The organism is Bacillus sp. GW821-FHT01G09 (assembly GCF_059422205.1).
Window position 1 is genome coordinate 616756 of the sequence record NZ_JBWKWL010000002.1, and the last position, 24598, is coordinate 641353.

Below are 24598 nucleotides of genomic sequence, written 5' to 3' on the forward strand. Positions count from 1 at the left end.
CCTCCTTATAAAAATTACCTTTCCTGACAATCATAGTATGAAAGCGTTAAACTTTCAATGAATCTTCTTCTTTTGAAAGTATGCAAAAATTAAATTTTGACGACAATAGCACTAGACTAAAGGAGGTTAAACGGATGACAAAAATAAAAGATCTGATGACAGCCGACTTGCAATATTGCACGGTATTAGATAATGTATATGAAGCTGCAGTAAAGATGAAGGACGCAAATGTAGGAGCGATTCCGGTAGTTGATGAGGACGGGGAAACATTGGTCGGCATCGTAACCGACCGCGATCTCGTATTAAGAGGAATCGCCATCAAAAAACCGAACTCGCAAAAAATCACTGACGCGATGACCGAAAAACCTGTCAGTGTGGAGGAAGATGCTTCAGTCGATGAGGTTCTTCATTTGATGGCATCGCATCAGCTCAGAAGGATACCAGTTACAAAAAATAAAAAACTGACTGGAATTGTCACGCTTGGTGATCTTTCTTTATCTGAGCAAACGAATGAACGTGCCGGCAGCGCCTTATCGGATATTTCCGAGGGTGATAATAGAGAAGAAGGCTTTTTTCATTAACACATAAATCTTTGACATGTTAAATAGGCTGTATTGTAATGGGATGTAAACAAGAGATTGTGAATCGCCACGGGGGTGATAGATTGAAAAATATATTGAGAGCAATGGTTATCCTTTTGATTATCTGCGGAACCTATGTTCTGTTTATTCAATATGGATCTGTTCCTGAAAAGAAATCAAATGACAGCGAGCCTCAGGTGTCGAATGAGGAAGCGCAAAGCGGCAAACGAATACATATGCCGACTTCAGGGTTATTGTCCTTCATGGGCAAGCCCGCCGATGAAGTAACGAAAAAGCTCGGGGAACCTGAACGTATTGACCCTTCGGCTTATGATTACGATTGGTGGGTATACAATCAAGGTAAGGATCAATATATCCAAATCGGGGTATTGAACAATAAAGTGGTCACATTATTCGCGGCTGGGAATGATATTAACGCCAAGCCTTTCAAAATTGGAGAATCAACTGGCGAAGTATTCAAGACCACCCAGGTGGCACCATTTGTGAATGTAGAGTATAAAGGAAATTCCTATCGGTTTGAATTTTCTGAAGAGGATATCAATACAAGACCGACTGTAAAGGTAGGAAAGATGTATGTCCAGCTGTATATGGACAAATTTGAGGGGAAGCTATCCAGCATCAGGGCGTTTGATGCGCAGACCTTTGTAAAACAAAGACCTTATGAGGTAGTGTACCGCGGGGAATTAATTAAACCGAAAGCCGTTTCAGATGAGAAATGGAAAAAGATCCAAACAACGAGCGAAAAGCAAATCCTTGATTTGACGAATGTCATACGCGTTAAACACGGACTTGCGAAGCTTGAGTGGGATCAGCCAACGGCGGAAGTGGCATTTGGACATAGTGAGGATATGAAGGAAAATAATTATTTCTCCCATGTCTCTAAAAAATACGGCTCGCTGAAAGACCGCCTAGAAGAAGGGCATGTTGACTTTCAGCAAGCGGGAGAAAATATCGCATACAATTATGTGGACGGTCCGGCCGCTGTAGAAGGCTGGCTGAATAGCGAAGGCCATCGAAAAGCGCTTCTGAATTCAGATTATACGCATCTTGGTGTCGGAGTAGACCGGAAATATTACACCCAAAATTTTATTAAGCGATGGTAATGAAAGCCGCGGAAGAATGGTTCCCGGCTTTTTCTATTTCCATACAAGCTGGTCTGAATGAATGTGCTGGTAGCTTACAGATAAGGCCGTTTCCCATCCCTTCAGTCAGGCTTTTTCACCAGTGTATAGGGATATCGCTAAAAATTCATTTGGGAATGAATATAGGCGAACACAATGCCCGACAAAACGATACATTGTAGTAGGTAACGATTTTCGGAGGGGGTGAGGATTGTGGCGAATCAACATGCCAATCATTCAATCAATGACTTTAAACAATTCGTCAAAAAGCATCCCAAGCTGATAAAAGAAGTGCGCAAAGAACAAAGAAGCTGGCAGGACGTATATGAAAATTGGGTCCTCTTCGGGGAGAGCGATCCGATTTGGGATCCGTATCGGGAACCGGAAGAAGCTGCTGAAGCTGTGCCTGAAACACCGCAAAAAAATGATTTTGTCTCGAAAATGGTGACAGCGGTGAAAAAGATGGATGTCAATCAAATGAACGAACAAATCAATAAAATGAGCCAGTCGATCTCATCGTTGCAAAGCCTTCTTAATACATTTTCCGGAAGCGGACAGAAGCATTCTCAGCCAGGCTCTGGACAGCATCCTTTTTCTTTTCGAAAGGATTAAAAAAGGGGAGCTCATATGCGCAAAGAGGTTCAGGAATATATTTTAGGAAACGAAGAACGGAAACGATTCATCAGAGAACAGCCGATATGGTACCGCAGGCTTTCAAGAAAACCGGATGATCTGTCCTCCTTTCAGCTTGAAATGATGAATTTTTATGAAAAAACCATTCCGCATCGGGTGAATCAGTTTACGAACGGGATTCAAATGGCGCAAATGATGATGCAAATGTTTCAAGCGATGCGGACAAAAGATTAAAAGGCCCCGAAAAAGGGTCTTTTTTTATGAGGACATAAGGTTTTGTATACGGCTGCGGTTAAGCATTTTCCAATTGGCTGGTTTCATGGTAAACTAACAACTGGAGGTGCATGTTATGTATGCGACGATGGAATCCGTGCGGCTTCAAAGTGAAGCTCAGCAGCTTGCCGAGATGATTCTGCAGTCGGAGACGGCTGAGAACTACCGCAATTGTTACAAGCGTCTCCAGGAAGATGAAGAGGCAGGTCGGATTATTCGTTCTTTTATCAAAATAAAAGAGCAGTATGAGGATGTACAGCGTTTTGGCAAATATCATCCTGACTATAGAGAAATATCCCGGAAAATGAGGGAGATCAAACGTGAGCTGGACCTGAACGACAAGGTGGCTGACTTCAAGAGAGCTGAAAATGAGCTCCAGTCCATTCTTGATGAGGTCAGCGTCGAGATTGGGACAGCTGTTTCGGAGCATGTGAAAGTTCCGACTGGGAACCCTTATTTTGACGGTTTGTCTTCATGCGGAGGCGGCTGCGGTTCAGGCGGAAGCTGCGGATGTAAAGTGTCCTGACGAGACTGGCCGTCTCGTCTTTTACATATAAGAGAAAACAGGCAGGTGATTGTATTGGAGAATAGGCGCCAGGGCATGGTTGTGTATCTGCACTCCCTGAAGCAAAGCAAAATGCTGAGGAAGTTCGGGAATGTGCACTATGTATCAAAACGATTAAAATATGTCGTACTGTACTGTGATATGGACCAAATTGAAAAAACAATGGACAAGATTGCGTCCTACTCATTTGTGAAAAAAGTGGAGCCTTCTTATAAACCGTTTTTAAAATTGGAATTCGAGTCAAAGCTTGATAAGGCAAAAGAATACGATTATAAAATCGGCATATAGCTATAAAAAAATCCCCGCAGGCATCTGCGGGGTCCTTCTATTCCTTAATATGTTAAGGAGAAGGCAAAGGGAGAGGAGAAACCGGAGGAAGAACTTATGGGGAAACGTAAGTCTTCTCCGCGGTTGGCAACAACATCCTCTAGATGCTGTTGCTTATAGTATGGACAAGGATCATGCTGCCTATACACCTATTTATCAAGATTAGCGTTCATTGTTTGGAAGAATGCTTTATGTTAAGATAGGATTGATTTTTTTCTATGTACATAGCGGCGTCCGGCCGAATAAAGAAACAAAATAGCTTTTAGAAAAAGTGGTGTGGAACATGAGAGTAATTTCTGGATCAAAAAAAGGCCGTTCACTAAAGGCTGTACCCGGAACATCAACAAGACCGACAACCGACAAAGTGAAGGAATCCATTTTCAATATGATCGGCCCTTATTTTGACGGGGGCAGGGGACTTGACTTATTCGCAGGGAGCGGAGGTCTTGGAATCGAAGCGCTTTCACGCGGGTTTGAGCATTGTATATTCGTTGACCGTGATTTTAAAGCGATTCAAACGGTAAAATCTAATTTGAAAACGCTGGAGCTTACAAAACAAGCACAGGTATACCGCAATGATGCGGAACGTGCTTTGCACGCTGCTGCTAAAAGAGAAACCGGCTTTCGCGGAATTTTTCTCGATCCGCCGTATAAGGAACAAAAGCTGAAAGCACTTTTAACGATGATTGATGAATATCAAATGCTGGAAGAAGACGGCTTTATCGTCGCTGAGCATGACAGAGAGGTCGAGCTTCCCGAAACCGTAGGAGATCTTGTGATGACAAGAAAAGAAACCTATGGGTTAACAGGTGTGGCGATTTATAAAAAGAGGGGGTAGTGAGGTGGCGAGTATAGCTGTCTGTCCCGGCAGTTTTGATCCGGTGACCTACGGGCATCTGGACATCATCAAACGCGGGGCGCATATTTTTGAACAAGTGTATGTATGTGTGCTGAATAATTCTTCAAAAAAGCCTTTGTTCAGTGTGGAAGAACGGTGTGAGCTTCTGAGAGAAGTGACAAAAGACATTCCGAACATAACAGTTGAAACATCGCAAGGCCTGTTAATTGATTATGCAAAAAGAAAAAATGCGAAAGCCATTTTAAGAGGCTTGAGAGCTGTATCTGATTTTGAATACGAGATGCAGGGGACATCAGTAAACCGGGTGCTTGATGAATCTATTGAGACGTTTTTTATGATGACAAACAATCAATATTCATTTCTAAGTTCAAGCATCGTAAAAGAAGTGGCGAGATACAACGGCTCGGTATCAGAGTTTGTACCGCCGGAAGTAGAGCTGGCGCTTCAGCAAAAATTCAGACAAGGATGAGGGTTTTGACTCATCCTTTTTTTGTTCCGTTTGTCAGTCTGTAAGAAAAAATGATAATGTACGTAAACAGCGCGCATAGTGTGACAGCAGGTCCGATCTGCACAAGCAGATTCCAGCCGTTTATAAAGGCAGTTGGCATGTCACTGCTGTTAAGAGATTTAAATACATACTGATACGGATCATGCCATGCCGTGTAAAGAGGTTTCCATAAAAGCATGACGAAGACAGCGGCATAAACGCCCTGCAGCAAACGTGCGATAAAGAATGGTTTAAATCTAATGTCGGTTTCCGATAAAATACCTGCCACCTGAGCTTGTACGGAAAAGCCGCTAAACCCGAGAATAAAGCTGACGATAATGGCTTTTTGCAGAAGAGAAACATCTGTCTCGCTGACAAGCTTGCTGCCTAATGTAATTTCAAACATCCCTGATAAAAGCGGAATGTCCAATTGAGTCGGAAGCTGAAACAAAGTCAGTGCTCCTTTTGTGAAAACAGACAAAACATCAGTCAGCTGGACCACTGACAACAGCCGATTGAAGACAGAAAATAAAATAATAAAGCCGCCTACCATAAGAAGCGTTTGAACAGAAGACGTTACGGCGTCGCCTAAAATTTTACCCAAGGGCCGTTTTTCTGCAAGTCTGGCGGTATGAAGAGCGTGTAAAGCATCTTTGACTGAAGGGAAAGGTATCGTTTTCTTTCTTCTGAGATGCTGCTCTTCCTTGCGGCCATAGGAACGCATTGTTAAACCGACAGCCAGATTCCCCAAATAGTGTGCAGAAGCTAATAAAATGCCTAGTGACGCGTTTTGAAAGAAACCGACGGCAACAGCGCCGAAAATAAAGAGCGGGTTTGAAGAATTGGTAAACGACGCGAGCCGTTCTGCCTCTACTCTTGAAATCTGATTTTCCTGCCGCAGACGGGCAGTGAGTTTTGCTCCTGCTGGGTTTCCTGATGCCATTCCCATAGCAAGAACGAAGCCGCCGACACCCGGCACGCGAAAGATCGGCCGCATAAAAGGCTCAAGCAAAACACCGACAAATCGCACAATGCCAAAGCCGATTAAGAGTTCAGACAGAATAAAAAATGGCAGCAATGACGGAAACACAACCTCCCACCACATAGACAGCCCGGTTTTAGAGGCTTCGAATGAGGCCTGTGGATGTGAGATGACAGTCGCTGTTAAAAAAAGAAAAAACGAGGCAATCAAAAGTGTATTAATCTTCGACAAGTTCATTCTTACCTCCCCGATGCTAAAAATGCCCAATGACATGTATATCATGATAAAATAATGTATGATGTAAAACGGCCAAGCAGTACCTGTCCTCTTGATTCTTTGTACTAATATACGAGCATAGGGGTTCAGTTTAGACCATAGAATTCGGTATACAGGGAATTCAGGCAGGAGGTTAACGCTTTGGCCAAACCTAAAATCGGGTTAGCGTTAGGATCGGGAGGGGCCAGAGGGCTTGCTCATCTCGGTGTGCTTTCCAGTTTACATAAGCACCAAATTGAAGTGGATATGATTGCAGGAAGCAGCATGGGCGCTTTGGTGGGCAGTTTTTATGCCGCCGGACATGACGTGGCAACGATGAAAAAAGTAGCCAAAGCCTTTAAACGAAGGCTTTATGCTGATTATACGGTGCCGAAGCTCGGTTTTTTAAAAGGTGACCGCGTCAGACAGCTTGTGCATGCTTATACATTCGGAAAACCGATTGAAGAGCTCCAAATCCCGCTGGGCATTGTTGCGTGTGATCTACAGACGGGAGAAAAGATTGTGTTCCGAAAAGGATCAGTGTCAGATGCAGTGAGGGCCAGCATCAGCATCCCGGGTATCTTTATTCCGCAGCGGCTGGACGGACGCCTTCTTGTAGACGGCGCGGTCGTCGATCGAATTCCGGTTTCTGTTGTGAAAGACATGGGAGCTGATATTATCATCGCTTCGGATGTTTCCAGGGTTCGAAAAACTGAAACAGCAGTGCATATTTTTGATGTGATTATGCAAAGTATGGATATACTGCAAAATGAATTAGTGCGGCATCAAACAATTGCCGCAGATATCATGATTCGCCCTTCCCTTGAAACATACAGCTCAAGCTCGTTTGCCAATATTGAAGAAATGATATCGGCAGGCGAAGAGGCGACAAACCGAATGATCAGCAAGATAAGAAAAGAAATAGAGAATTGGGAGGGCTCATAATTTGCTACGTAAAAAACATTTTAGCTGGATGCTCGTCATCCTCATACTGATCGCCGTTTTATCATTTATAAAACTTCCATACTATATTACAAAACCGGGAGAAGCGACAGAGCTTGCTTCATTGATAAAAGTGGAGGGAGGCTACCCGGAAAAAGGAAGCCTGTCCTTAATGACTGTTAAAGTGGGACCGGCTAATCCGTTTACATATGTGTGGGCAAAGATGCACCCTTATTATGAAATTGTTCCTGATGAGAGCATTAAGGAGGAAGGCGAGTCAGATAAGGAGTATATGAAAAGACAGCTCCAAATGATGAAAAGCTCGCAAGAAAATGCGGTTATAGCCGCCTATCAAAAGGCAGGAAAAAAAGTCAGCTATTCCTTTAACGGCATATACGCAAGCTCAGTTGTAGAAAACATGCCGGCAAAAGGGAAAATAGAAGTCGGTGATAAAATCATCAGCGCAGACGGCAAAAACTATCAGTCTGCTGAAAAGCTGATTGATTATATCAGCAGCAAAAAAGCGGGAGATAAAGTCACGTTAAAGATCGAAAGAGAAGAAAAAGAAAAGCGTGTCACCCTTACGTTAAAACAATTTCCTGATGAGCCGGATCGGGCAGGAATCGGAGTTTCGCTTTATACAGACAGAAACGTGAAGGTAGAGCCTGATATTGATTTTGAAATCGAAAATATTGGCGGCCCGTCAGCAGGGTTAATGATGTCCCTTGAAATTTATAATCAGCTGACAAAACCAGACGAAACAAAAGGCTACGATATTGCGGGAACAGGTACCATTGATGTTGATGGAAAAGTAGGCCCGATCGGCGGCATTGATCAAAAAGTCGTCGCCGCAGACAAAGCCGGAAAAGACATTTTCTTCGCGCCAAATCAAAACGGCGCCAGCAATTCTGATTATAAGAACGCAGTAAAAACAGCAAAAGATATTGATTCAGATATGAAGATTGTGCCTGTAGATACCATGCAGGATGCGATTGATTATTTGAATAAGCTGAAAGCGAAAAGCACCTGATTCTCAGGTGCTTTTTCTATACATTTAAAAAGTGTTGTTCATCTTCGTCATATCGAATCGGTGCATGTCCGTATTCCTTCAGGTCAAACTCAGTTCTCAGCGGCTCTTCTATCGGCAGGCTGTAAATCCTGCTTGCTTTTACGTCTAGATCGAGAGCTGGATGGGAGAAAGAGGACAGTTTGCTGACAAGCGGAACAGACAGTGCTTTTTTCTTTTCGGATAAATAAGCCTGTCCTTTTTTCGTCATGCCGAGAAGCCTGATATACGGCACCTTATCGTTGTCAAGCAGCTTTTGCATATCCAGTTTTTTTGTTCTGGTTAAAATGTGTGTATTCATCCGCTGGAGCCTTGTCCACGTATAGCGTTTTGTTTTCAGCAGCTCCATAAATTCCTGATAGGAGCTGGATTTTCTGATCGAACGAAGAATTCTGTGCTCTAAACCTTCCTCCACCTCGTATACTTGTTGTAATTCCTGTGCTGTTACAGTTGAAAGGCTGTATTTTAAGTAAGAAAAGTAGCTCTCAGGTGTATGCCACAATCCGAAAGATTTGCGGTAAGCTGCTAATTCACGTGCAGATGCAGCAGGGAGAAAACGAAGGCAAGCTTCGAGATTCTGGCCAGTCATCGCTTTTCTAATGCTTGTGGCGCTTGCGATATGGTTTTCGCCTTCAGGGAGATCGGCATCATGATAGTCCGAAGAGATTCGTGCCGTAGTATAAGGTTTCATAGGATATCCCCCGGTTAGAATCGAGGTCACATACTGGCATCCCAAAATGTTATTTGGTTTTGACAAGTCAAGTGCACTTTCAGTATGCAAAATGGAGCTGAAGGCGCTAGCCGCCGCTGCTGGGTAACTGGCCCCCTTTTTAAGTTCTTCTTTAATTCGGTCATTCAATATATGTTTATGCTCATCAATAAGCTGTGCTGTTTCTAAAAAAGGCTTGATATCCCCATTTTCACTCCCGAAAAACAGCGCCTCACATTCAAGTTCGTTCAGGATTGAAACACTGCCGCGTGCAAAAATGTCTGCTTTTTGCACGGCATAAAGATAAGGCAGCTCAATGACAAGATCAACTCCGCTTTGCAGCGCCATTTTTGTTCGGGCCCATTTTGATACAACAGCGGGCTCCCCGCGCTGTAAAAAATGCCCGCTCATGACCGCCACAGCCGTGTCACATCCGGTTTGCCGCTTTGCTGTTTGGGCATGATAAAGGTGACCGTTATGAAAGGGATTATATTCAACCACCAATCCGACAGCTTTCATATTTTTTCCGCCTTTCTTGCTATGTTTAAAAACGTATGGTACATTTGCAAATGAAAACTCTTACGCCTTATTTTTGTTTTAAGTGTATGCATAGCATATTCCGCTGTCAACGATACTTCAATGGCAGCATTATGCTGTAAAGAAAAAATATTGACAAAAACAATCTTAAAAGCTATAATCATGTTTGTTGCTTTCCTGAGGTGATACAAATGAAATGGACGATTTATCAGTTGCATCAAATGCCAAAACAAAGTTTTGAGTTTGATGAAACAGTTGAGTTAAATGAGCTGACAAAGCTGAATTCTGACATTCGCCGCATTTCTCCCGTCCGGGTGAAGGGCAGAGCGGATATCAAATCCAAACAGGTTTCGTTTGATTTTACAATTTCAGGCGAAATGATTTTGCCATGCTCAAGAACACTCGTTGATGTCCCGTATCCATTTGAAATTTCAACAAAAGAACTGTTTATATTTCATCACACGGATGATATAGAAGATGATGACGTTCACATTGTTGAGGACGATACTATCGACTTAACTCCGATCGTGAAAGAAGAAATTCTTTTAGAAATCCCTATGCAAATCTTTTGTGAATCTGAACAAGAAAAAGGAGCTGCTCCTCAAGAAGGAAAGGATTGGCAAGTTATTTCGGAAGAAGACAAGAAGAATCAAGTTGATCCGAGACTTGCAGCCCTTGAAAAGCTCTTAAAACAAGATGATGAATCTTAACTCTTTAAGGAGGTGGGAATAATGGCTGTACCTTTTAGAAGAACTTCTAAAATGAAGAAAAGATTGCGCCGTACACATTTCAAACTTAATGTACCTGGTATGACAGAATGTCCGTCATGCGGAGAGATGAAGTTGTCTCACCGTGTATGCAAAGCATGCGGATCATACAACGGCAAAGACATAAATGTAAAAAGTAACTAATGAGAAAAGCGCAGGGTGAAAGCCCTGCGCTTTTTCTTTTTCTCTTCCTGTCAGCTTGCGGAAAATTTGTGAGTGCAAATAGTCTATCTAATCTATTACCGGCATATGTATGAGATAAATAAGCTGACATGGAGGGAGATTGAATTTGACCATTACAAGACAAGATGCTTGGACTCAGGATGAGGATTTGCTGCTGGCAGAAGTGGTGCTTCGTCATATTCGAGAGGGAGGAACACAGCTTTCAGCCTTTGAGGAGGTTGGAAGGGCGCTGACCAGAACCGCGGCAGCCTGTGGGTTCAGGTGGAACTCGTATGTGAGAAAACAATACCAGTCAGGTATAGAGCTTGCAAAAAAGCAAAGGAAAGAACTGAGAAAGCAAATCGGCGTTCATTCGGTCAATATGCCGAATTCCATGAAGCAGACTGCCTCGGCATCGTCAGAAGGAAAACGAGATTTGTCCATTCAGGATGTCATTCAATTTCTCGAACAATTCAAAGAAGCACCGTCTGCACAAGAATTTCAGCTTGAAAGGGAAAAATTGAAGGAGCAAATCCAATCGCTGCAAAAAGAGCTTGAGGATTTGCGGAGTGAAAATCAGACATTGCGGAATCAGCTAGAGATGACAGAAGAGGATTACAAGGCACTGATCGATATCATGGATCGGGCCAGAAAAATGGTTGTTTCGAAGGAAGACGGAAGAATGAAAAAAGCGGCTCAAGAAACATAAAGAAACGCCTGAAATGAACCGGCCCTATAGTAAGAATAGGCCGGTTGTTTTTATTTCTATGCAGACTCTCCCGGTGTCATTTCGTGATCCATATCAGGATGCCAGATGAGCGGGTTTTCCCCTTTGTCCCGCGCCATATCATACTTAACAGTTTTAAAGTTCATTTTGTTCCAAAATTCCGCTGATTTCATTCTCGGATTTGTCCGGATCGGCATTTTGAATGATTTTGCAAATTCAACCAAGGCTCTCCCGTATCCCCTGTTCTGGTAGCCCGGAAGAACCTCAAGCTTCCACAGCTCCAAATAATCCTGGCGGTTGTCAAAATAGGGATTCGATTTGCCGTTAACTTGATACAGACTCATTCGTGCTACAAGTTTATCGCCAAAATAAATCCCGTAAAAAGGCGAAGTGCTGTCATTTTCAATAATATTATCCTGAAGTTCTTCAAGCATTGAAAGCTCCTGAATGCCGTATTCTTTGAATTTCTTGAATTCTTCCAGCGTTTTATAGTTGATAAGCAGACGTTCTACCTTTGTCAAACAAATCTCCCCCTTTGTTGTTTCTACATATATTGTAAACGCTTTATTTAAAAAATCCAAATATTTAAACTTTAATTTTAAGCACATGGGATCTTTGAGAAGTAATTTCTTCTTACTTCTGCTATGATAATACGTAAATGCTAAATTGGGTGTGACATCATGAAAATTGGAATTATCGGCGGAGGCTCCGTCGGTCTTTTATGCGCCTATTATTTGTCACTTTATCACGACGTGACTGTTGTGACGAGGCGGCAAGAACAGGCTGCGGCCATTCAGTCTGAAGGAATCCGGCTGTATAAAGGCGGGGAGGAATTCAGGGCTGATTGCAGTGCGGACACGAGTATCAATTCGGACTTTGACCTGCTTGTCGTGACAGTGAAGCAGCATCAGCTTCAGTCTGTTTATTCGTCGCTTGAACGGATCGGGAAGACGAATATATTATTTTTGCAAAATGGCATGGGGCATATCCACGACCTAAAAGACTGGCACGTTGGCCATTCCATTTATGTAGGAATTGTTGAGCACGGAGCTGTAAGAAAATCGGATACAGCTGTTGATCATACAGGCCTAGGTGCGATAAAATGGAGCGCGTTCGACGATGCTGAACCAGACCGGCTGAACATCTTGTTTCAGCATAACCATTCGGATTTTCCGATTTATTATGAGACGGATTGGTACCGTCTGCTGACGGGCAAGCTGATTGTAAATGCGTGTATTAATCCTTTAACTGCGTTATTGCAGGTGAAAAATGGAGAACTGCTGACAACGCCAGCTTATCTGGCTTTTATGAAGCTGGTATTTCAGGAGGCATGCCGCATTTTAAAACTTGAAAATGAAGAAAAGGCTTGGGAGCGGGTTCAGGCCGTTTGTGGGCAAACGAAAGAGAATCGTTCATCAATGCTGGTTGACGTCATTGGAGGCCGGCAGACGGAAGCTGACGCCATTATCGGATACTTATTGAAGGAAGCAAGTCTTCAAGGTCTTGATGCCGTCCACCTAGAGTTTTTATATGGCAGCATCAAAGCATTGGAGCGAAATACAAACAAAGTCTTTTGAGCTTTTTCGGTAACATGCTATACTCATTTCGGATCACTAACTATTTATTGGAGAAAGGAAGTTCTAGAAGATGCAGCTAACTGAACTTTCCATCAAAAATCAGAATGTGTTTGTACAGCACTATATAGATGGCAAAGAAGAAATGTCTTCTTTTTTTGATTACAGTATTCATCATAAGGACATGTGGCGCGAAAGACTGGAAGACTTATCTTCCCGGTTTTTCGCAAGAGAGGAATTGGCGGCGTACTTAACCTCTTACCATAATAAATTCGGTTCAAGTGCGATGCAGTCTGCTATTGAGAAGCTGAAGGACCCGTCAAGTGCCGCTGTAGTCGGCGGACAGCAGGCAGGACTTTTAACAGGACCGCTTTACACCATACATAAAATCATTTCAATCATTGTTTTAGCAAAGCAACAAGAAAAGGAACTGCAAGTGCCTGTCATACCAATCTTCTGGGTGGCTGGAGAAGACCACGATTTGGATGAGATTAATTTTGTTCACACATCTGAAGAGAATGGGCCTGTGAAAAAAAAGCTGCCTCAGTCTTATTGGAAGAAATCATCAGCAGCGAGTACATCGCTTGATCAGGAAAAGTGTGCCGCGTGGATAGATGATGTTTTTGCCGCTTTTGAAGAAACAGACCATACGAATACACTTCTCGACAATGTGAAACGATGTTTAAGGGAATCTGTTACGTTTACTGACTTCTTTGAACTGCTGATCGCGGATTTGTTCCAAGAAGAGGGCTTAGTTTTATTAAATTCTGGAGATCCGGGGATTAAAAAGCTGGAAACGGCCATGTTCCAAAAGATTCTTCGAGAAAATGATGAACTCGCCCGGGCTGTATCAGATCAGCAGGCCTTCATGCGTCAAGCAGGCTACAAACCGATTATCGAGTCCGGAAAAGAGCAGGCGAATCTGTTTTATGAATACGAAGATGAGCGTTTTTTAATTGAAAAAGATAACGGCCGATTTGTCATCAAAGAGCTTGATCTAGGATGGACGATGGATGAACTTCATACACATATGGAAGAACATCCAGAGCGTTTCAGCAACAATGTTGTAACGAGACCGTTAATGCAGGAATTTCTCATTCCGACTTTAGCATTTATTGCAGGGCCTGGAGAAATCAACTATTGGGGCGAGCTCAAACAGGCTTTTGCGGTGATGGGCTTCAAAATGCCTCCTGTCATGCCAAGGCTGAACATTACGATACTTGAGCGGCATATTGAGAAAAAACTGGCTGAACGGAATATCTCGTTACAAGACGCGATTGAGCGCGGAACGGAGAATCAAAGAGAGACATACTTCGAGCGCCAGATTCCGGAAGAGTTTACGGCGGTGATGGATCAGGCGAAAAGCCAAATTGAAGCGATTCACAAAACGGTCCGGCAGGAGGCGTTAAAGGTTGATCAAAGCATGGAACCTTTACTCCTGAAAAATGCCGCTTTTATTCAGGATCAGCTTCAATTCTTAGAGCGCACGGTGACGAAGCGAATTGAAGAAAAAGAAGGCTACGTTTTGAAGGATTATGAAAGAATTCAAAATAGCATTAAGCCGCTTCTTGCGCCGCAGGAACGGATTTGGAATATTATGTATTATTTGAACAGGTACGGTCCAAAATTCTTCACGACATTCAAGAATCTGCCATTTTCTTTTCAAAATCAACATCAAGTTGTCAAACTTTGAAATAAAGTTTTAAAGAACCCTGAATAGTTCAGGGTTTTTTTTTATGGGTAAACAGTGTAAAATGAAGTTGTGGAGCGAAGTGGTGAATAGTGGTGAGTTAAGGAGAGAAAGTGGGGCAAGAGATCATGTTTATGGGTGAATATCAGCATACCATCGATGCGAAAGGCCGCATGATCGTACCCGCTAAATTTAGAGAAGGCCTGGGTGAGCAATTTGTGCTGACTAGAGGACTTGACCAATGTCTCTTCGGCTACCCTATGCACGAATGGAAACAAATTGAAGAAAAACTAAAAGCTCTTCCTCTCACAAAGAAAGATGCCCGCGCGTTTACCCGTTTCTTCTTTTCAGGGGCGACTGAATGCGAACTGGACAAGCAAGGCAGGGTAAATATCGCATCATCTCTATTGAATTACGCCAAACTGGAAAAAGAATGTGTTGTTATCGGGGTTTCTAATCGAATTGAATTGTGGAGTAAAGTAATTTGGGAACAATACACAGAAGAGCAAGAAGATTCATTTGCTGAAATTGCTGAAAACATGATTGGGTTTGATATATAATGATTCTTCGTGTATAACACTCTAAAAACAATTTCAATTCATCCTGATAAAAGGTGGGACCAACACAATATGTTTCAACACAAGACAGTACTTCTTCGTGAAACCGTAGACGGACTTAATATTAAACCGGACGGTACATATGTAGACTGCACACTCGGCGGAGCTGGGCACAGTACATACTTATTGCAGCAGTTATCCGAGAAGGGGCGTTTAATCGCTTTTGACCAAGATGATACGGCATTACAGCATGCTAAAGAAGTGTTGTCCGATTATAAAGGACAGCTCATTCTGATTAAAAGCAATTTCAGGTATTTAAAAGAATGTTTGAATGAACAAGGCGTTACAGAAGTAGACGGCATTTTATTTGATTTAGGGGTGTCCTCTCCGCAGCTGGATACACCGGAGCGCGGATTCAGTTACCATCATGACGCACCGTTGGACATGAGGATGGACCAGTCGGCTACGCTTTCGGCGAAAGAAGTCGTTAATGAGTGGCGCTATGAGGATCTCGTCCGTATTTTCTTTAAATACGGAGAAGAGAAGTTCAGTAAACAGATCGCCAGAAAAATTGAGGAGGCAAGAATGAAGTCTCCTATTCAAACTACGGGCCAACTGGTCGATCTAATAAAAGACGCGATTCCCGCTCCAGCGAGAAGGAGCGGGGGACATCCCGCTAAACGCGTGTTTCAGGCAATCAGAATTGCCGTAAACGATGAACTTAGGGTGTTTGAAGAAGCTTTGGAGCAGGCAATTGAGGTTCTGAAGCCAGGGGGCAGGGTATCAGTCATTACCTTCCACTCGCTAGAAGACAGAATTTGCAAAACCACTTTTAAAGAAAAGTCGTCGCTTCCGGAACTTCCTCCGGGACTTCCTGTTATACCGGAAGAGTTTGAACCGGAGCTGAAGCTCATCACACGAAAACCGATTACGGCATCTCAAGAAGAGCTTGAAGAGAACAACCGGGCTCGTTCTGCCAAGCTTCGGATTGCTGAAAAAAGAAAATAACGAAACGCGAACGCAAAATTAAAAGGAGGTCATCAGCCTATGAGCAATTTAGCTTACCAACCAGAGAAACAGCAGCGGCATGCGATCAGTCCTGAGAAAAAAGTGATTGTCAAGAAAAGGGCTTCCATTACTCTCGGAGAAAAAGTGCTTCTTGTCCTCTTTGCTGCGGCGGTGCTCAGCGTATCGCTTTTGATCGTATCGAAGGCGTATGCGGCATATCAAACCAATATTGAGGTGCAAAAGCTTGAGGAGCAAATTTCATCCGAAAATAAGCAAATTGGTGACCTCGAAAAAAGCGTTGCTGATTTAAGCAAACCGCAGCGCATTATGGACATTGCGAAAAAGAACGGCTTGAATTTAAAAGATAAAAAAGTGAAAAACATACAGGAATGATTCAAATGCCAAAAAAGAATAAATTTATGAATAGAGGAGCAGCGATTCTAAGTATTTGTTTCGCTCTCTTTTTCTTTGTCATCCTGGGGAGAATGGCATATATTCAAATAACCGGAAAAGCGAACGGCGAAGTGCTTGCGACAAAAGCGACAGAGCAGCATGAAAAGAAACGGACCATCGAAGCGAGCCGAGGCTCGATTTTAGACCGAAAAGGAAAAGTCATTGCAGAGGACACAGCGACGTATAAACTGATTGCGATTCTCGATAAAAAAATGACCACTGATGTCAAGCATCCTCAGCATGTTGTAAACAAAGAAAAAACGGCGGAAGCATTGTCTAAAGTGATAAACTTGGACAAGGCCGACATCCTTGATATCTTAAATAAAGATGCAAAACAAGTCGAGTTTGGCTCAGCTGGCCGGGATATTACGTATTCACAAAAGCAAAAAATCGAAAAAATGAAACTCCCGGGCATTTCATTTTTACGGGATACAAAACGCTACTATCCAAACGGAGTATTTGCATCTAATCTAATCGGCTATGCCGAGGTTGATGAAGAAACAAATGAAATTTCCGGCGCGATGGGATTAGAAAAAGTGCTGGATAAGTATTTGAAGGAGCGCGACGGATATGTGACATATGAAAGCGATAAATCCGGCTGGGAGCTCCCGAACAGCAAAAATAAAATTACAGCGCCAAAAAATGGTGACAATGTATATTTAACCATTGACCAGAAAATTCAAACCTTTTTGGAAGACAGCATGACAAAAGTGGCGCAAAAGTATAATCCGAAAAAAATCATGGCCGCAGTCGTTGATCCGAAAACGGGCAAAGTCCTTGCCATGGGACAGCGCCCAAGCTTTGATCCGAACAAGCGCGATGTGACAAACTACTATAATGATTTGATTTCATATGCGTATGAGCCCGGATCCACGATGAAGATCTTTACACTTGCTGCTGCGATGCAGGAAAACGTGTTTAATGCGAATGAACAATATAAATCAGGGACCTATAAAGTTGGCGGCGGAAAAGTATATGACCATAACGGGGGTGTGGGCTGGGGTCCCATATCTTTCAAAGACGGGGTGCTTAGATCCTCTAACGTTGCTTTTGCCAAATTAGCAAATGAAAAATTAGGTTTTGATCGTTATAATGAGTATTTGCATAAATTTGGTTTTTATCAAAAGACAGGAATCGATCTGCCGGGAGAAGCATCAAGTAAAATGAACTTTAAGTATGATTACGATAAAGCTTCAACTGCATACGGCCAAGCATCTGCAGTCACCCCGATTCAGCAACTAGAAGCAGCGACTGCCGTCGCAAATGATGGCAAAATGATGAAGCCTTATGTCATTGATCATATTGTTGATCCTGATACGAAGAAAACCGTTTATCAAAATAAACCGGAATCTGCAGGAACACCGATCTCTGCCAGTACAGCTAAAAATGTGCGTGATATCCTGGGAGACGTCGTTTCATCAGACATTGGAACCGGACGCCCTTATAAAATTGAGGGCTTTGACGTGGCTGGGAAAACAGGTACAGCACAAATTGCAGGAACGAATGGTTATTTAAAGGGACGGGATAACTATATTTTCTCATTTATGGGAATGGCTCCTAAAGATAATCCTGAGTTGTTGATTTATGTTGCGGTACAGCAACCGCAATTAGAGGATGATGAAACTGGCTCTGATCCAGTATCTGAAATCTTCAACCCAACAATGAAAAACAGCCTGCACTACCTGAACATTGAACCAACTGAAAAATCTGACTCAGATAAGGAAGAAACAAAAGCGCAGACAATGCCTGATTTAACAGATCAAACGGTAGCTGCTGCTCAAAAGAAAGCAAAAGAGGAGAATCTCACACCAATTGTCATCGGCAGTGATGTCGCTGTAAAAGAACAGTATCCGAAAGCGGATGAGGAAGTTCTCACCAATCAAAAGGTCTTCCTGAAAACGGGCGGCAAAATCAAAATGCCTGATATGACAGGGTGGTCGAGAAGAGAGGTTCTTCAGTACGGCGAGCTCGCGGGAATTCATATTGAAGTAAACGGGCAAGGCTACGCGGTCAGCCAAAGTGTTAAGAAAGACAAAGAAATCAAAGACAAAACCGTAATCAAGGTTAAGTTTAAAAATCCTGATTAAAAAGAAAGCCTGCGTTATGCAGGCTTTCTTTTTTTATGCCTTCAGGGGAGCATCGTTCTACCTGTCCAATTTCAGGCATAAAATGAAACAAGCCTAAATAAGGAGTGAACGGTCTCTTGCGCGTCTCGAATGTAACGGTTAGAAAACGTTTATTATTTGTTTTGCTTTTTGGCGTGATCGTGTTTCTGATCATTGATACAAGGCTGGGGTATGTTCAGTTTGTGATGGGCGAAAAACTGACTTCGCTAGCGAAAGATTCCTGGAGCCGGAACTTGCCGTTTGAGCCGGAGAGAGGCGAGATTCTGGATCGGAATGGTGTGAAGCTCGCAACAAATAAAAGTGCGCCGACCGTATTCGTCGTGCCGCGCCAAGTTCAGAATCCGATGAAAACGAGCAAGCAGCTTGCGGCGGTGCTCAATATGTCAGAAGAAAAAGTATATAAACATGTGACAAAAAAAGCGTCAATCGAAAAGATCACTCCTGAAGGGAGAAAAATTTCAAATGAGAAGGCGAAAGAAATCAAAGCGCTTGATTTAAAAGGTGTGTATGTTGCGGAGGACAGTATCCGTCATTACCCGTTCGGCAGCTTTTTATCTCATGTGCTTGGATTTGCAGGAATTGACAACCAAGGGCTCCTTGGACTTGAAGCCTATTACGACGATGATTTAAAAGGGGAAAAAGGTTCTGTTAAGTTTTATACAGATGCCAAGGGGAAGAAGATGCCTGATGAAGCGGATGACTATACGCCGCCTAAGGATGGGCTTGACATGAAGCTGACGGTTGATTCAAAGGTCCAGACGATAATGGAAAGAGAGCTTGATAACGCTGAGGCCAAATATCATCCGGACGGCATGATTGCCGTAGCCATGAATCCGAAAAACGGAGAAATTTTGGGGATGTCTAGCAGGCCTGACTTCGATCCTGCTGATTACCAATCTGTTGATCCGTCCGTCTACAATCGAAATCTGCCAGTATGGAGCACGTATGAACCGGGATCTACCTTTAAAATTATTACACTTGCAGCAGCCCTTGAAGAGCAAAAAGTAAATTTGAAACGGGATCAATTTTATGATAAAGGGCATGCGGAAGTGGACGGAGCGAGACTGCGGTGCTGGAAAAGAGGCGGGCACGGGCTGCAGACGTATCTGGAAGTTGTGCAGAACTCCTGCAACCCGGGGTTTGTTGAATTAGGCGAGCGCTTAGGAAAGAAAAAGCTTTTCAAATATATCAAAGACTTTGGTTTTGGACAAAAAACGGGGATTGATCTCCAAGGCGAGGGAACAGGCATCTTATTCCCGCTTGAGAGAGTGGGCCCGGTGGAGCAAGCAACTACGGCTTTCGGACAGGGAGTATCCGTCACGCCGATTCAGCAGGTTGCAGCAGTATCCGCCGCTGTAAACGGAGGAACGCTCTACACACCTTATATTGCAAAGGAATGGATCGATCCTGTTACGAAGAAAACGGTCAAAAAACAATCACCAATCGCAAAGAAACAAGTCATTTCTGAGGAAACATCCAAACAAATCCGCTATGCTCTAGAAAGCGTCGTCGCAGAAGGCACTGGCCGCAATGCATTTGTAGAAGGATATCGTGTCGGAGGAAAAACGGGAACTGCACAAAAGGTTAAAGATGGAAAATATCTTGAAAACAACCATATTGTATCATTTATTGGTTTCGCGCCCGCCGATGATCCGAGTCTAGTCGTCTACGTTGCGGTGGATAACCCGAAAGGCACGATTCAGTTTGGCGGAACGGTTGCAGCGCCTATTGTCGGAAATATTATGAGAGACAGTCTGCCGGAACTTGGTGTGAAGCCCCGGAAAAATCAAATCGAGAAAAAATACCAATGGAACGACACAAAAACAATAGAAGTTCCGAATGTTGTAGGGATGTCTGTCTCAGATCTTGAGTCACTATTGGTGAATCTCAATGTGGATGCTTCCGGGAAAGGGAGCAAAATCGTTAAACAATCGCCAGCTGCCGGAACGAAAGTAAAAGAAGGCTCAAAGATACGCGTGTATTTGACTGAAGAAGATGAAAAGGAGGCAGCCGATTGATTCGGACTGCCTATTCTTTTATTGCAGAAAAAATGCTGATATCTTTCAAGATTAGCTGGATGTATCCTTTTATTTACGCTAAAATATGAACTGTATGCTTAAAATCATTACCACATCATTTGATGTGACTTCAATGATAAAAAGAACGAATTAGAATGTTGAGAGGTTTGATACGATGAAACTTACAAAGCTGCTTACATACTTAACAACCGAACCTTCTGTAAACGACTCACAAGACCCTGAAATAACTTCAATTGAGATGGACTCCAGGGAAGTAAAGAAAGGGAGTCTTTTTGTATGTGTAAAAGGGTATACGGTGGATGGCCACGATTTTGCGCAAAAAGCAGTAGAAAACGGTGCAGCGGCTATTGTGGCAGAAAGAGAGGTCGATGTGAATGTTCCTGTTATTATTGTCCGGCAGTCACTTCGCGCGCTCAGCGTTTTGTCTGATGCGTTTTACGGACAGCCGACGAAGAAGCTTCAGCTGATTGGGATAACAGGGACAAACGGCAAAACATCAACGACCCACATGGTCGATGAGATTCTGAAAAAAGCGGGAAAACGCACAGGCTTGATCGGTACAATGTACATGAAAATCGGAGACGAAACACTTCCTGTTAAAAACACGACTCCGGAAAGCGTCACGCTGCAGAAAACGTTTAAGAAAATGAATGACAAGCACGTTGACACTGCTATCATGGAGGTTTCTTCCCACGCTTTGTCTTTAGGACGCGTCCATGGCTGTGATTATGATATTGCCGTGTTTACGAATTTAACACAGGACCATCTGGACTATCATAAAACGATGGATGAGTACCGGCATGCAAAAAGCTTGCTCTTTTCCCAACTTGGCGGGGCTTTCAACCATGAACATCCAAAGCGTGCCGTACTGAATGCTGACGATGAGGCGAGCGCTTATTTTGAAAAGGTAACAGCTGCGCATATCTCTACATACGGAATTAAAAACGATGCTGATGTGATGGCGAAGAACATCAGTATCACTGCACAGGGCACAAGCTTTGATCTCGTGACAAACAAAGGCACGAAGCACATCACGATGTCTCTCGTCGGACAATTTAATGTGTATAACGTGCTGGCCGCTGTTGCAACATGTATTGCAGCAGGCATACCGTTTGAAATCATCACTGAGGCTGTTGAAGAATTGCATGGTGTAAGAGGACGTTTTGAATTGGTCAATCAGCAGCAGGAGTTTCCTGTCATTGTAGACTACGCGCACACACCGGACAGCCTTGAAAATGTGCTGGAGACATGCAGAGATATGACGGAAGGAAAGCTATTTGTCGTTGTCGGCTGCGGAGGAGACAGAGATAAGACGAAGCGCCCGAAAATGGCTCAAATTGCTGTGGAGCTGGCTGACGAGCCGATTTTCACGTCAGATAACCCGAGAAGCGAAGATCCTCGCGCGATTTTAAGAGATATGGAAGCCGGAGTAGAGAACGCATACTATCACAGTATTGCAAACCGCGAGCAGGCGATCTTTTTCGCAATTGCCAATGCCAAAAAAGGCGACGTTGTCCTCATTGCCGGAAAAGGACATGAAACCTATCAGCAGATCGGAAATGAAACTTTCGATTTTGATGATGCTGAAGTAGCGGCGAGAGCCATTGTTGAACTCAATAAGAATAAGACGAATTCATAGGAAAGAGATGTTACTGAATAATGGAGCTTGAAAAGATTTTTCATATGGAAAAAAATCATGAATATGATAACTACGTATGTCGTTTGAAAGAAACAGGAGGAGAAAAGGACAATGCTTGAGCAAGTCATTCTGTTTACAATTTTAATGGGGTTTTTAATTAGTGTTCTGCTCTCTCCGATTCTTATTCCGTTTTTAAGAAGATTAAAATTCGGCCAGAGTATTAGAGAAGAAGGACCGAAATCACATCAGAAAAAATCAGGGACACCGACAATGGGCGGGGTCATGATCATACTTTCTATCATAGTGACAACAATTGTGATGACACAGAAGTTTTCAGAAATAAGCCCCGAAATGGTGCTGCTTCTGTTTGTTACGCTAGGCTACGGTTTGCTTGGCTTTTTAGATGATTACATCAAGGTTGTCATGAAGCGCAATCTTGGGTTGACATCAAAGCAAAAGCTGATCGGACAAATTATTATTGCAGTTGTATTTTACGCTGTGTATCATTACTACAATTTTGCGACGGATATTCGCATTCCTGGAACTGACTTATCATTTGATCTTGGCTGGGCTTACTTTATCCTTGTGCTCTTTATGCTAGTCGGCGGATCAAACGCAGTTAACCTGACTGACGGCCTTGACGGGTTATTATCCGGTACTGCGGCGATTGCCTTTGGCGCCTTTGCCATTCTGGCATGGAATCAGTCTCAATATGACGTAGCGATTTTCTCAGTTGCCGTTGTCGGTGCAGTTCTGGGCTTCCTTGTATTTAATGCTCATCCGGCCAAAGTTTTTATGGGAGATACGGGATCGCTTGCATTGGGAGGAGCCATCGTTACCATTGCCATTTTAACGAAATTAGAGATCCTGCTGGTTATCATCGGCGGTGTATTCGTTATCGAGACATTATCCGTTATTTTGCAGGTCATCAGCTTTAAAACGACAGGTAAACGAATCTTTAAAATGAGTCCGCTTCATCACCATTATGAGCTTGTCGGCTGGTCTGAATGGAGAGTAGTCGTGACGTTTTGGGCTGCGGGACTTTTGCTTGCCGTTTTAGGAATTTACATCGAGGTGTGGTTATAAGTGGAAAATGATCAATTTTTACAGAAACAGCATTTTTTAATCCTTGGGCTTGCGAAAAGCGGATATGCGGCGGCCTCCATTCTTCATGAAAAAGGCATTTATGTTGCAGTCAATGATCAAAAGCCTTTTGAAGAAAATGAACCGGCACAAAAGCTTTCTGAAAATGGAATCGAAGTTGTTTGCGGAGAGCATCCAGTTTCTCTGTTCGATCAGCATCAAATCACGATTCTGATCAAAAACCCGGGAATTCCTTATGAAAATATTATGGTTCAGGAAGCGGAGAAACGAGGCATTCCGGTATGGACGGAAATTGAGCTCGCTTACTACCTGACCAGCGCCAAGTTTATCGGGATTACCGGATCGAACGGTAAAACGACCACGACAACGCTAATTTACGAAATGCTCAAAGCTGACTCGCAAAAAGCACTGATTGCCGGAAACATCGGCACAGTCGCAAGTGAGGTTGCCTATCATGCTGATGGAGATGAATGGATCGTTACCGAACTGTCTTCGTTTCAGCTGATGGGAACACACGCTTTCAGACCGGAAATCAGCTTGATTTTAAATGTATTTGACGCCCATCTGGATTATCACCATACGCGCGAAAACTATGAAAAAGCGAAACAGAAAGTGTACCTTCATCAGACTGCTTCAGATAAAGCCATTGTCAACCAGGATGATGAAACCGTCGTGCGTCTTGCTGAAGCCGGAAAAGCCGAAATCGTCCCATTTTCAGTCAGCAAAACGCTTGAACAGGGCGCATATGTAAAAGACAGTATGATTATGTTTAACGGCGAAGCCATTCTTCCTCTGGAAGAGGTTGTACTGCCCGGTGCTCATAACCTGGAGAACATTTTAGCAGCTATTGCAGTTGTGAAAACGGCAGGAGCATCCAATGAGGCGGTTAAAAAGGTGCTGACAAGCTTTACTGGTGTGAAGCACCGCCTCCAATATGTCACAACTGTGAATGGCCGCAAATTTTATAACGACAGTAAAGCAACAAACATTCTGGCGACAAGCAAGGCGCTTTCAGCTTTTGATAAGCCGGTCATTCTGCTTGCGGGCGGACTGGATCGCGGAAATGGTTTTGATGACTTGAAACCTTATATGAAGCATGTCAAAGCAGTGCTTACATTTGGCCAGACGGCGCCAAAACTCGAGAAACTCGGCAATGAACTGGGAATACAACATGTCAAACGTGTCGATAATGTTGAACAAGCAGTATCTGCGGCGTTTGCGCTCTCAAATGAAGGAGATGTCATCCTGCTGTCACCCGCGTGTGCGAGCTGGGATCAATTCAAAACATTTGAAGAACGCGGTGACATGTTTATAGATGCCGTGCATATGCTTAAGTAAGGGCTTGTCTTGAAGTAAATCGGCAGCCCTAATGACTTTAAGCTTGGGGTGTCGAT

Annotated in this window: 27 protein-coding genes; 23 read left to right on the forward strand and 4 right to left on the reverse strand. The window is 43.3% G+C overall.

Features of this window, described 5'->3' with window-relative positions; translation table 11 throughout:
- Positions 1-134 precede the first annotated feature (134 nt).
- The 8 genes from AC07VD_RS08655 to coaD all read left to right on the forward strand — a co-directional run bounded on the left by AC07VD_RS08655 (position 135) and on the right by coaD (position 4849).
- Entirely contained in the window at positions 135-581 is a 447-nt protein-coding gene (locus tag AC07VD_RS08655; RefSeq protein WP_003221362.1) for a CBS domain-containing protein, read from the forward strand.
- Positions 582-664: 83 nt separating this feature from the next.
- Positions 665-1705, forward strand: coding sequence for a CAP domain-containing protein (locus AC07VD_RS08660; RefSeq protein ID WP_015483195.1), 1041 nt, complete (start codon positions 665-667; stop codon positions 1703-1705).
- Positions 1706-1936: 231 nt separating this feature from the next.
- Positions 1937-2335, forward strand: a complete 399-nt coding sequence (locus AC07VD_RS08665) for a YlbD family protein (RefSeq protein WP_014476725.1) — start codon at positions 1937-1939, stop codon at positions 2333-2335.
- A 15-nt stretch (positions 2336-2350) separates the two neighbouring features.
- Positions 2351-2590, forward strand: a complete 240-nt coding sequence (locus tag AC07VD_RS08670; protein ID WP_124059825.1) for a YlbE-like family protein — start codon at positions 2351-2353, stop codon at positions 2588-2590.
- Between the two features lie 115 nt (positions 2591-2705).
- A complete protein-coding gene (ricF, locus tag AC07VD_RS08675) occupies positions 2706-3155 on the forward strand; it encodes a regulatory iron-sulfur-containing complex subunit RicF (protein WP_003221370.1) in 450 nt (149 codons plus the stop codon).
- A 54-nt stretch (positions 3156-3209) separates the two neighbouring features.
- A complete protein-coding gene (locus AC07VD_RS08680) occupies positions 3210-3482 on the forward strand; it encodes a YlbG family protein (protein ID WP_009967171.1) in 273 nt (90 codons plus the stop codon).
- A gap of 322 nt (positions 3483-3804) precedes the next feature.
- Complete coding sequence (gene rsmD / locus AC07VD_RS08685; RefSeq protein WP_024573210.1) at positions 3805-4359, forward strand: 16S rRNA (guanine(966)-N(2))-methyltransferase RsmD; 555 nt, start codon at positions 3805-3807, stop codon at positions 4357-4359.
- A 4-nt stretch (positions 4360-4363) separates the two neighbouring features.
- Positions 4364-4849: a pantetheine-phosphate adenylyltransferase gene (coaD, locus tag AC07VD_RS08690; protein ID WP_003245283.1), complete on the forward strand. Its 486-nt coding sequence runs from the start codon at positions 4364-4366 to the stop codon at positions 4847-4849.
- A gap of 10 nt (positions 4850-4859) precedes the next feature.
- Here coaD and spoVV read toward each other — a convergent pair whose 3' ends face one another.
- On the reverse strand, positions 4860-6086 hold the full coding sequence (gene spoVV / locus AC07VD_RS08695) for a dipicolinic acid transporter SpoVV (RefSeq protein ID WP_015252149.1): 1227 nt from the start codon (positions 6084-6086) through the stop codon (positions 4860-4862).
- A gap of 180 nt (positions 6087-6266) precedes the next feature.
- Between spoVV and AC07VD_RS08700 the strand changes: the two genes are divergently transcribed.
- Entirely contained in the window at positions 6267-7049 is a 783-nt protein-coding gene (locus AC07VD_RS08700) for a patatin family protein (RefSeq protein ID WP_003232221.1), read from the forward strand.
- 1 nt (position 7050) lies between these two features.
- Positions 7051-8076: a protease DdcP gene (gene ddcP / locus AC07VD_RS08705; RefSeq protein WP_014476730.1), complete on the forward strand. Its 1026-nt coding sequence runs from the start codon at positions 7051-7053 to the stop codon at positions 8074-8076.
- A 16-nt stretch (positions 8077-8092) separates the two neighbouring features.
- On the opposite strand, the gene AC07VD_RS08710 is transcribed toward ddcP, so the two are convergent.
- On the reverse strand, positions 8093-9340 hold the full coding sequence (locus AC07VD_RS08710) for a nucleotidyltransferase (RefSeq protein WP_350416071.1): 1248 nt from the start codon (positions 9338-9340) through the stop codon (positions 8093-8095).
- The gene (locus AC07VD_RS08715; RefSeq protein ID WP_003232215.1) at positions 9337-9522 is read right to left on the reverse strand and encodes a hypothetical protein; all 186 of its coding nucleotides are present in this window, start codon (positions 9520-9522) and stop codon (positions 9337-9339) included. The genes AC07VD_RS08710 and AC07VD_RS08715 overlap by 4 nt, the downstream gene beginning before the upstream one ends.
- Positions 9523-9549: 27 nt before the next feature.
- Between AC07VD_RS08715 and AC07VD_RS08720 the strand changes: the two genes are divergently transcribed.
- From AC07VD_RS08720 to gerR, 3 genes are all read left to right on the forward strand, one after another.
- Complete coding sequence (locus tag AC07VD_RS08720) at positions 9550-10068, forward strand: YceD family protein (RefSeq protein WP_014479718.1); 519 nt, start codon at positions 9550-9552, stop codon at positions 10066-10068.
- Between the two features lie 21 nt (positions 10069-10089).
- Positions 10090-10269: a 50S ribosomal protein L32 gene (gene rpmF, locus AC07VD_RS08725; protein WP_003154457.1), complete on the forward strand. Its 180-nt coding sequence runs from the start codon at positions 10090-10092 to the stop codon at positions 10267-10269.
- 145 nt (positions 10270-10414) lie between these two features.
- A complete protein-coding gene (gene gerR, locus AC07VD_RS08730; protein WP_015383592.1) occupies positions 10415-10996 on the forward strand; it encodes a sporulation-specific transcriptional regulator GerR in 582 nt (193 codons plus the stop codon).
- 56 nt (positions 10997-11052) lie between these two features.
- Here gerR and AC07VD_RS08735 read toward each other — a convergent pair whose 3' ends face one another.
- Positions 11053-11535 (reverse strand): N-acetyltransferase, encoded by a 483-nt coding sequence (locus AC07VD_RS08735; protein WP_014476736.1) that lies wholly within the window; start codon positions 11533-11535, stop codon positions 11053-11055.
- A 159-nt stretch (positions 11536-11694) separates the two neighbouring features.
- Here AC07VD_RS08735 and AC07VD_RS08740 point away from each other — a divergent pair, with 159 nt between their 5' ends.
- From AC07VD_RS08740 to murD, 10 genes are all read left to right on the forward strand, one after another.
- Positions 11695-12591, forward strand: a complete 897-nt coding sequence (locus tag AC07VD_RS08740; RefSeq protein WP_129137635.1) for a 2-dehydropantoate 2-reductase — start codon at positions 11695-11697, stop codon at positions 12589-12591.
- A gap of 70 nt (positions 12592-12661) precedes the next feature.
- Positions 12662-14281: a bacillithiol biosynthesis cysteine-adding enzyme BshC gene (gene bshC, locus AC07VD_RS08745; RefSeq protein ID WP_017694820.1), complete on the forward strand. Its 1620-nt coding sequence runs from the start codon at positions 12662-12664 to the stop codon at positions 14279-14281.
- Between the two features lie 125 nt (positions 14282-14406).
- The gene (mraZ, locus tag AC07VD_RS08750) at positions 14407-14838 is read left to right on the forward strand and encodes a division/cell wall cluster transcriptional repressor MraZ (protein ID WP_003221402.1); all 432 of its coding nucleotides are present in this window, start codon (positions 14407-14409) and stop codon (positions 14836-14838) included.
- A 69-nt stretch (positions 14839-14907) separates the two neighbouring features.
- Positions 14908-15843: a 16S rRNA (cytosine(1402)-N(4))-methyltransferase RsmH gene (rsmH, locus tag AC07VD_RS08755; protein ID WP_326248408.1), complete on the forward strand. Its 936-nt coding sequence runs from the start codon at positions 14908-14910 to the stop codon at positions 15841-15843.
- A 39-nt stretch (positions 15844-15882) separates the two neighbouring features.
- Positions 15883-16236 (forward strand): cell division protein FtsL, encoded by a 354-nt coding sequence (ftsL, locus tag AC07VD_RS08760; RefSeq protein WP_003232200.1) that lies wholly within the window; start codon positions 15883-15885, stop codon positions 16234-16236.
- Between the two features lie 5 nt (positions 16237-16241).
- Positions 16242-18383 carry a penicillin-binding protein 2B gene (gene pbpB, locus AC07VD_RS08765; protein WP_494721696.1) on the forward strand — a complete coding sequence of 714 codons (2142 nt, stop codon included), beginning with the start codon at positions 16242-16244 and terminating at the stop codon, positions 18381-18383.
- Positions 18384-18499: 116 nt separating this feature from the next.
- The gene (locus tag AC07VD_RS08770; protein ID WP_086343816.1) at positions 18500-20440 is read left to right on the forward strand and encodes a stage V sporulation protein D; all 1941 of its coding nucleotides are present in this window, start codon (positions 18500-18502) and stop codon (positions 20438-20440) included.
- A gap of 175 nt (positions 20441-20615) precedes the next feature.
- Positions 20616-22100 (forward strand): UDP-N-acetylmuramoyl-L-alanyl-D-glutamate--2,6-diaminopimelate ligase, encoded by a 1485-nt coding sequence (locus AC07VD_RS08775; RefSeq protein ID WP_015252140.1) that lies wholly within the window; start codon positions 20616-20618, stop codon positions 22098-22100.
- Between the two features lie 111 nt (positions 22101-22211).
- Positions 22212-23186 (forward strand): phospho-N-acetylmuramoyl-pentapeptide-transferase, encoded by a 975-nt coding sequence (gene mraY, locus AC07VD_RS08780; RefSeq protein WP_003232192.1) that lies wholly within the window; start codon positions 22212-22214, stop codon positions 23184-23186.
- The gene (gene murD / locus AC07VD_RS08785) at positions 23187-24542 is read left to right on the forward strand and encodes a UDP-N-acetylmuramoyl-L-alanine--D-glutamate ligase (protein ID WP_326353848.1); all 1356 of its coding nucleotides are present in this window, start codon (positions 23187-23189) and stop codon (positions 24540-24542) included.
- Positions 24543-24598: the final 56 nt, after the last annotated feature.

Coding starts and splice junctions, on each gene's coding strand:
- AC07VD_RS08655 (WP_003221362.1), top strand. CDS start 135: ATGACAAAAATAAAAGATCTGATGACAGCCGACTTGCAATATTGCACG.
- AC07VD_RS08670 (WP_124059825.1), top strand. CDS start 2,351: ATGCGCAAAGAGGTTCAGGAATATATTTTAGGAAACGAAGAACGGAAA.
- ricF (WP_003221370.1), top strand. CDS start 2,706: ATGTATGCGACGATGGAATCCGTGCGGCTTCAAAGTGAAGCTCAGCAG.
- rsmD (WP_024573210.1), top strand. CDS start 3,805: ATGAGAGTAATTTCTGGATCAAAAAAAGGCCGTTCACTAAAGGCTGTA.
- spoVV (WP_015252149.1), bottom strand. CDS start 6,086: ATGAACTTGTCGAAGATTAATACACTTTTGATTGCCTCGTTTTTTCTT.
- AC07VD_RS08710 (WP_350416071.1), bottom strand. CDS start 9,340: ATGAAAGCTGTCGGATTGGTGGTTGAATATAATCCCTTTCATAACGGT.
- AC07VD_RS08715 (WP_003232215.1), bottom strand. CDS start 9,522: ATGATTATAGCTTTTAAGATTGTTTTTGTCAATATTTTTTCTTTACAG.
- AC07VD_RS08720 (WP_014479718.1), top strand. CDS start 9,550: ATGAAATGGACGATTTATCAGTTGCATCAAATGCCAAAACAAAGTTTT.
- rpmF (WP_003154457.1), top strand. CDS start 10,090: ATGGCTGTACCTTTTAGAAGAACTTCTAAAATGAAGAAAAGATTGCGC.
- AC07VD_RS08740 (WP_129137635.1), top strand. CDS start 11,695: ATGAAAATTGGAATTATCGGCGGAGGCTCCGTCGGTCTTTTATGCGCC.
- bshC (WP_017694820.1), top strand. CDS start 12,662: ATGCAGCTAACTGAACTTTCCATCAAAAATCAGAATGTGTTTGTACAG.
- mraZ (WP_003221402.1), top strand. CDS start 14,407: ATGTTTATGGGTGAATATCAGCATACCATCGATGCGAAAGGCCGCATG.
- rsmH (WP_326248408.1), top strand. CDS start 14,908: ATGTTTCAACACAAGACAGTACTTCTTCGTGAAACCGTAGACGGACTT.
- ftsL (WP_003232200.1), top strand. CDS start 15,883: ATGAGCAATTTAGCTTACCAACCAGAGAAACAGCAGCGGCATGCGATC.
- pbpB (WP_494721696.1), top strand. CDS start 16,242: ATGCCAAAAAAGAATAAATTTATGAATAGAGGAGCAGCGATTCTAAGT.
- AC07VD_RS08775 (WP_015252140.1), top strand. CDS start 20,616: ATGAAACTTACAAAGCTGCTTACATACTTAACAACCGAACCTTCTGTA.
- mraY (WP_003232192.1), top strand. CDS start 22,212: ATGCTTGAGCAAGTCATTCTGTTTACAATTTTAATGGGGTTTTTAATT.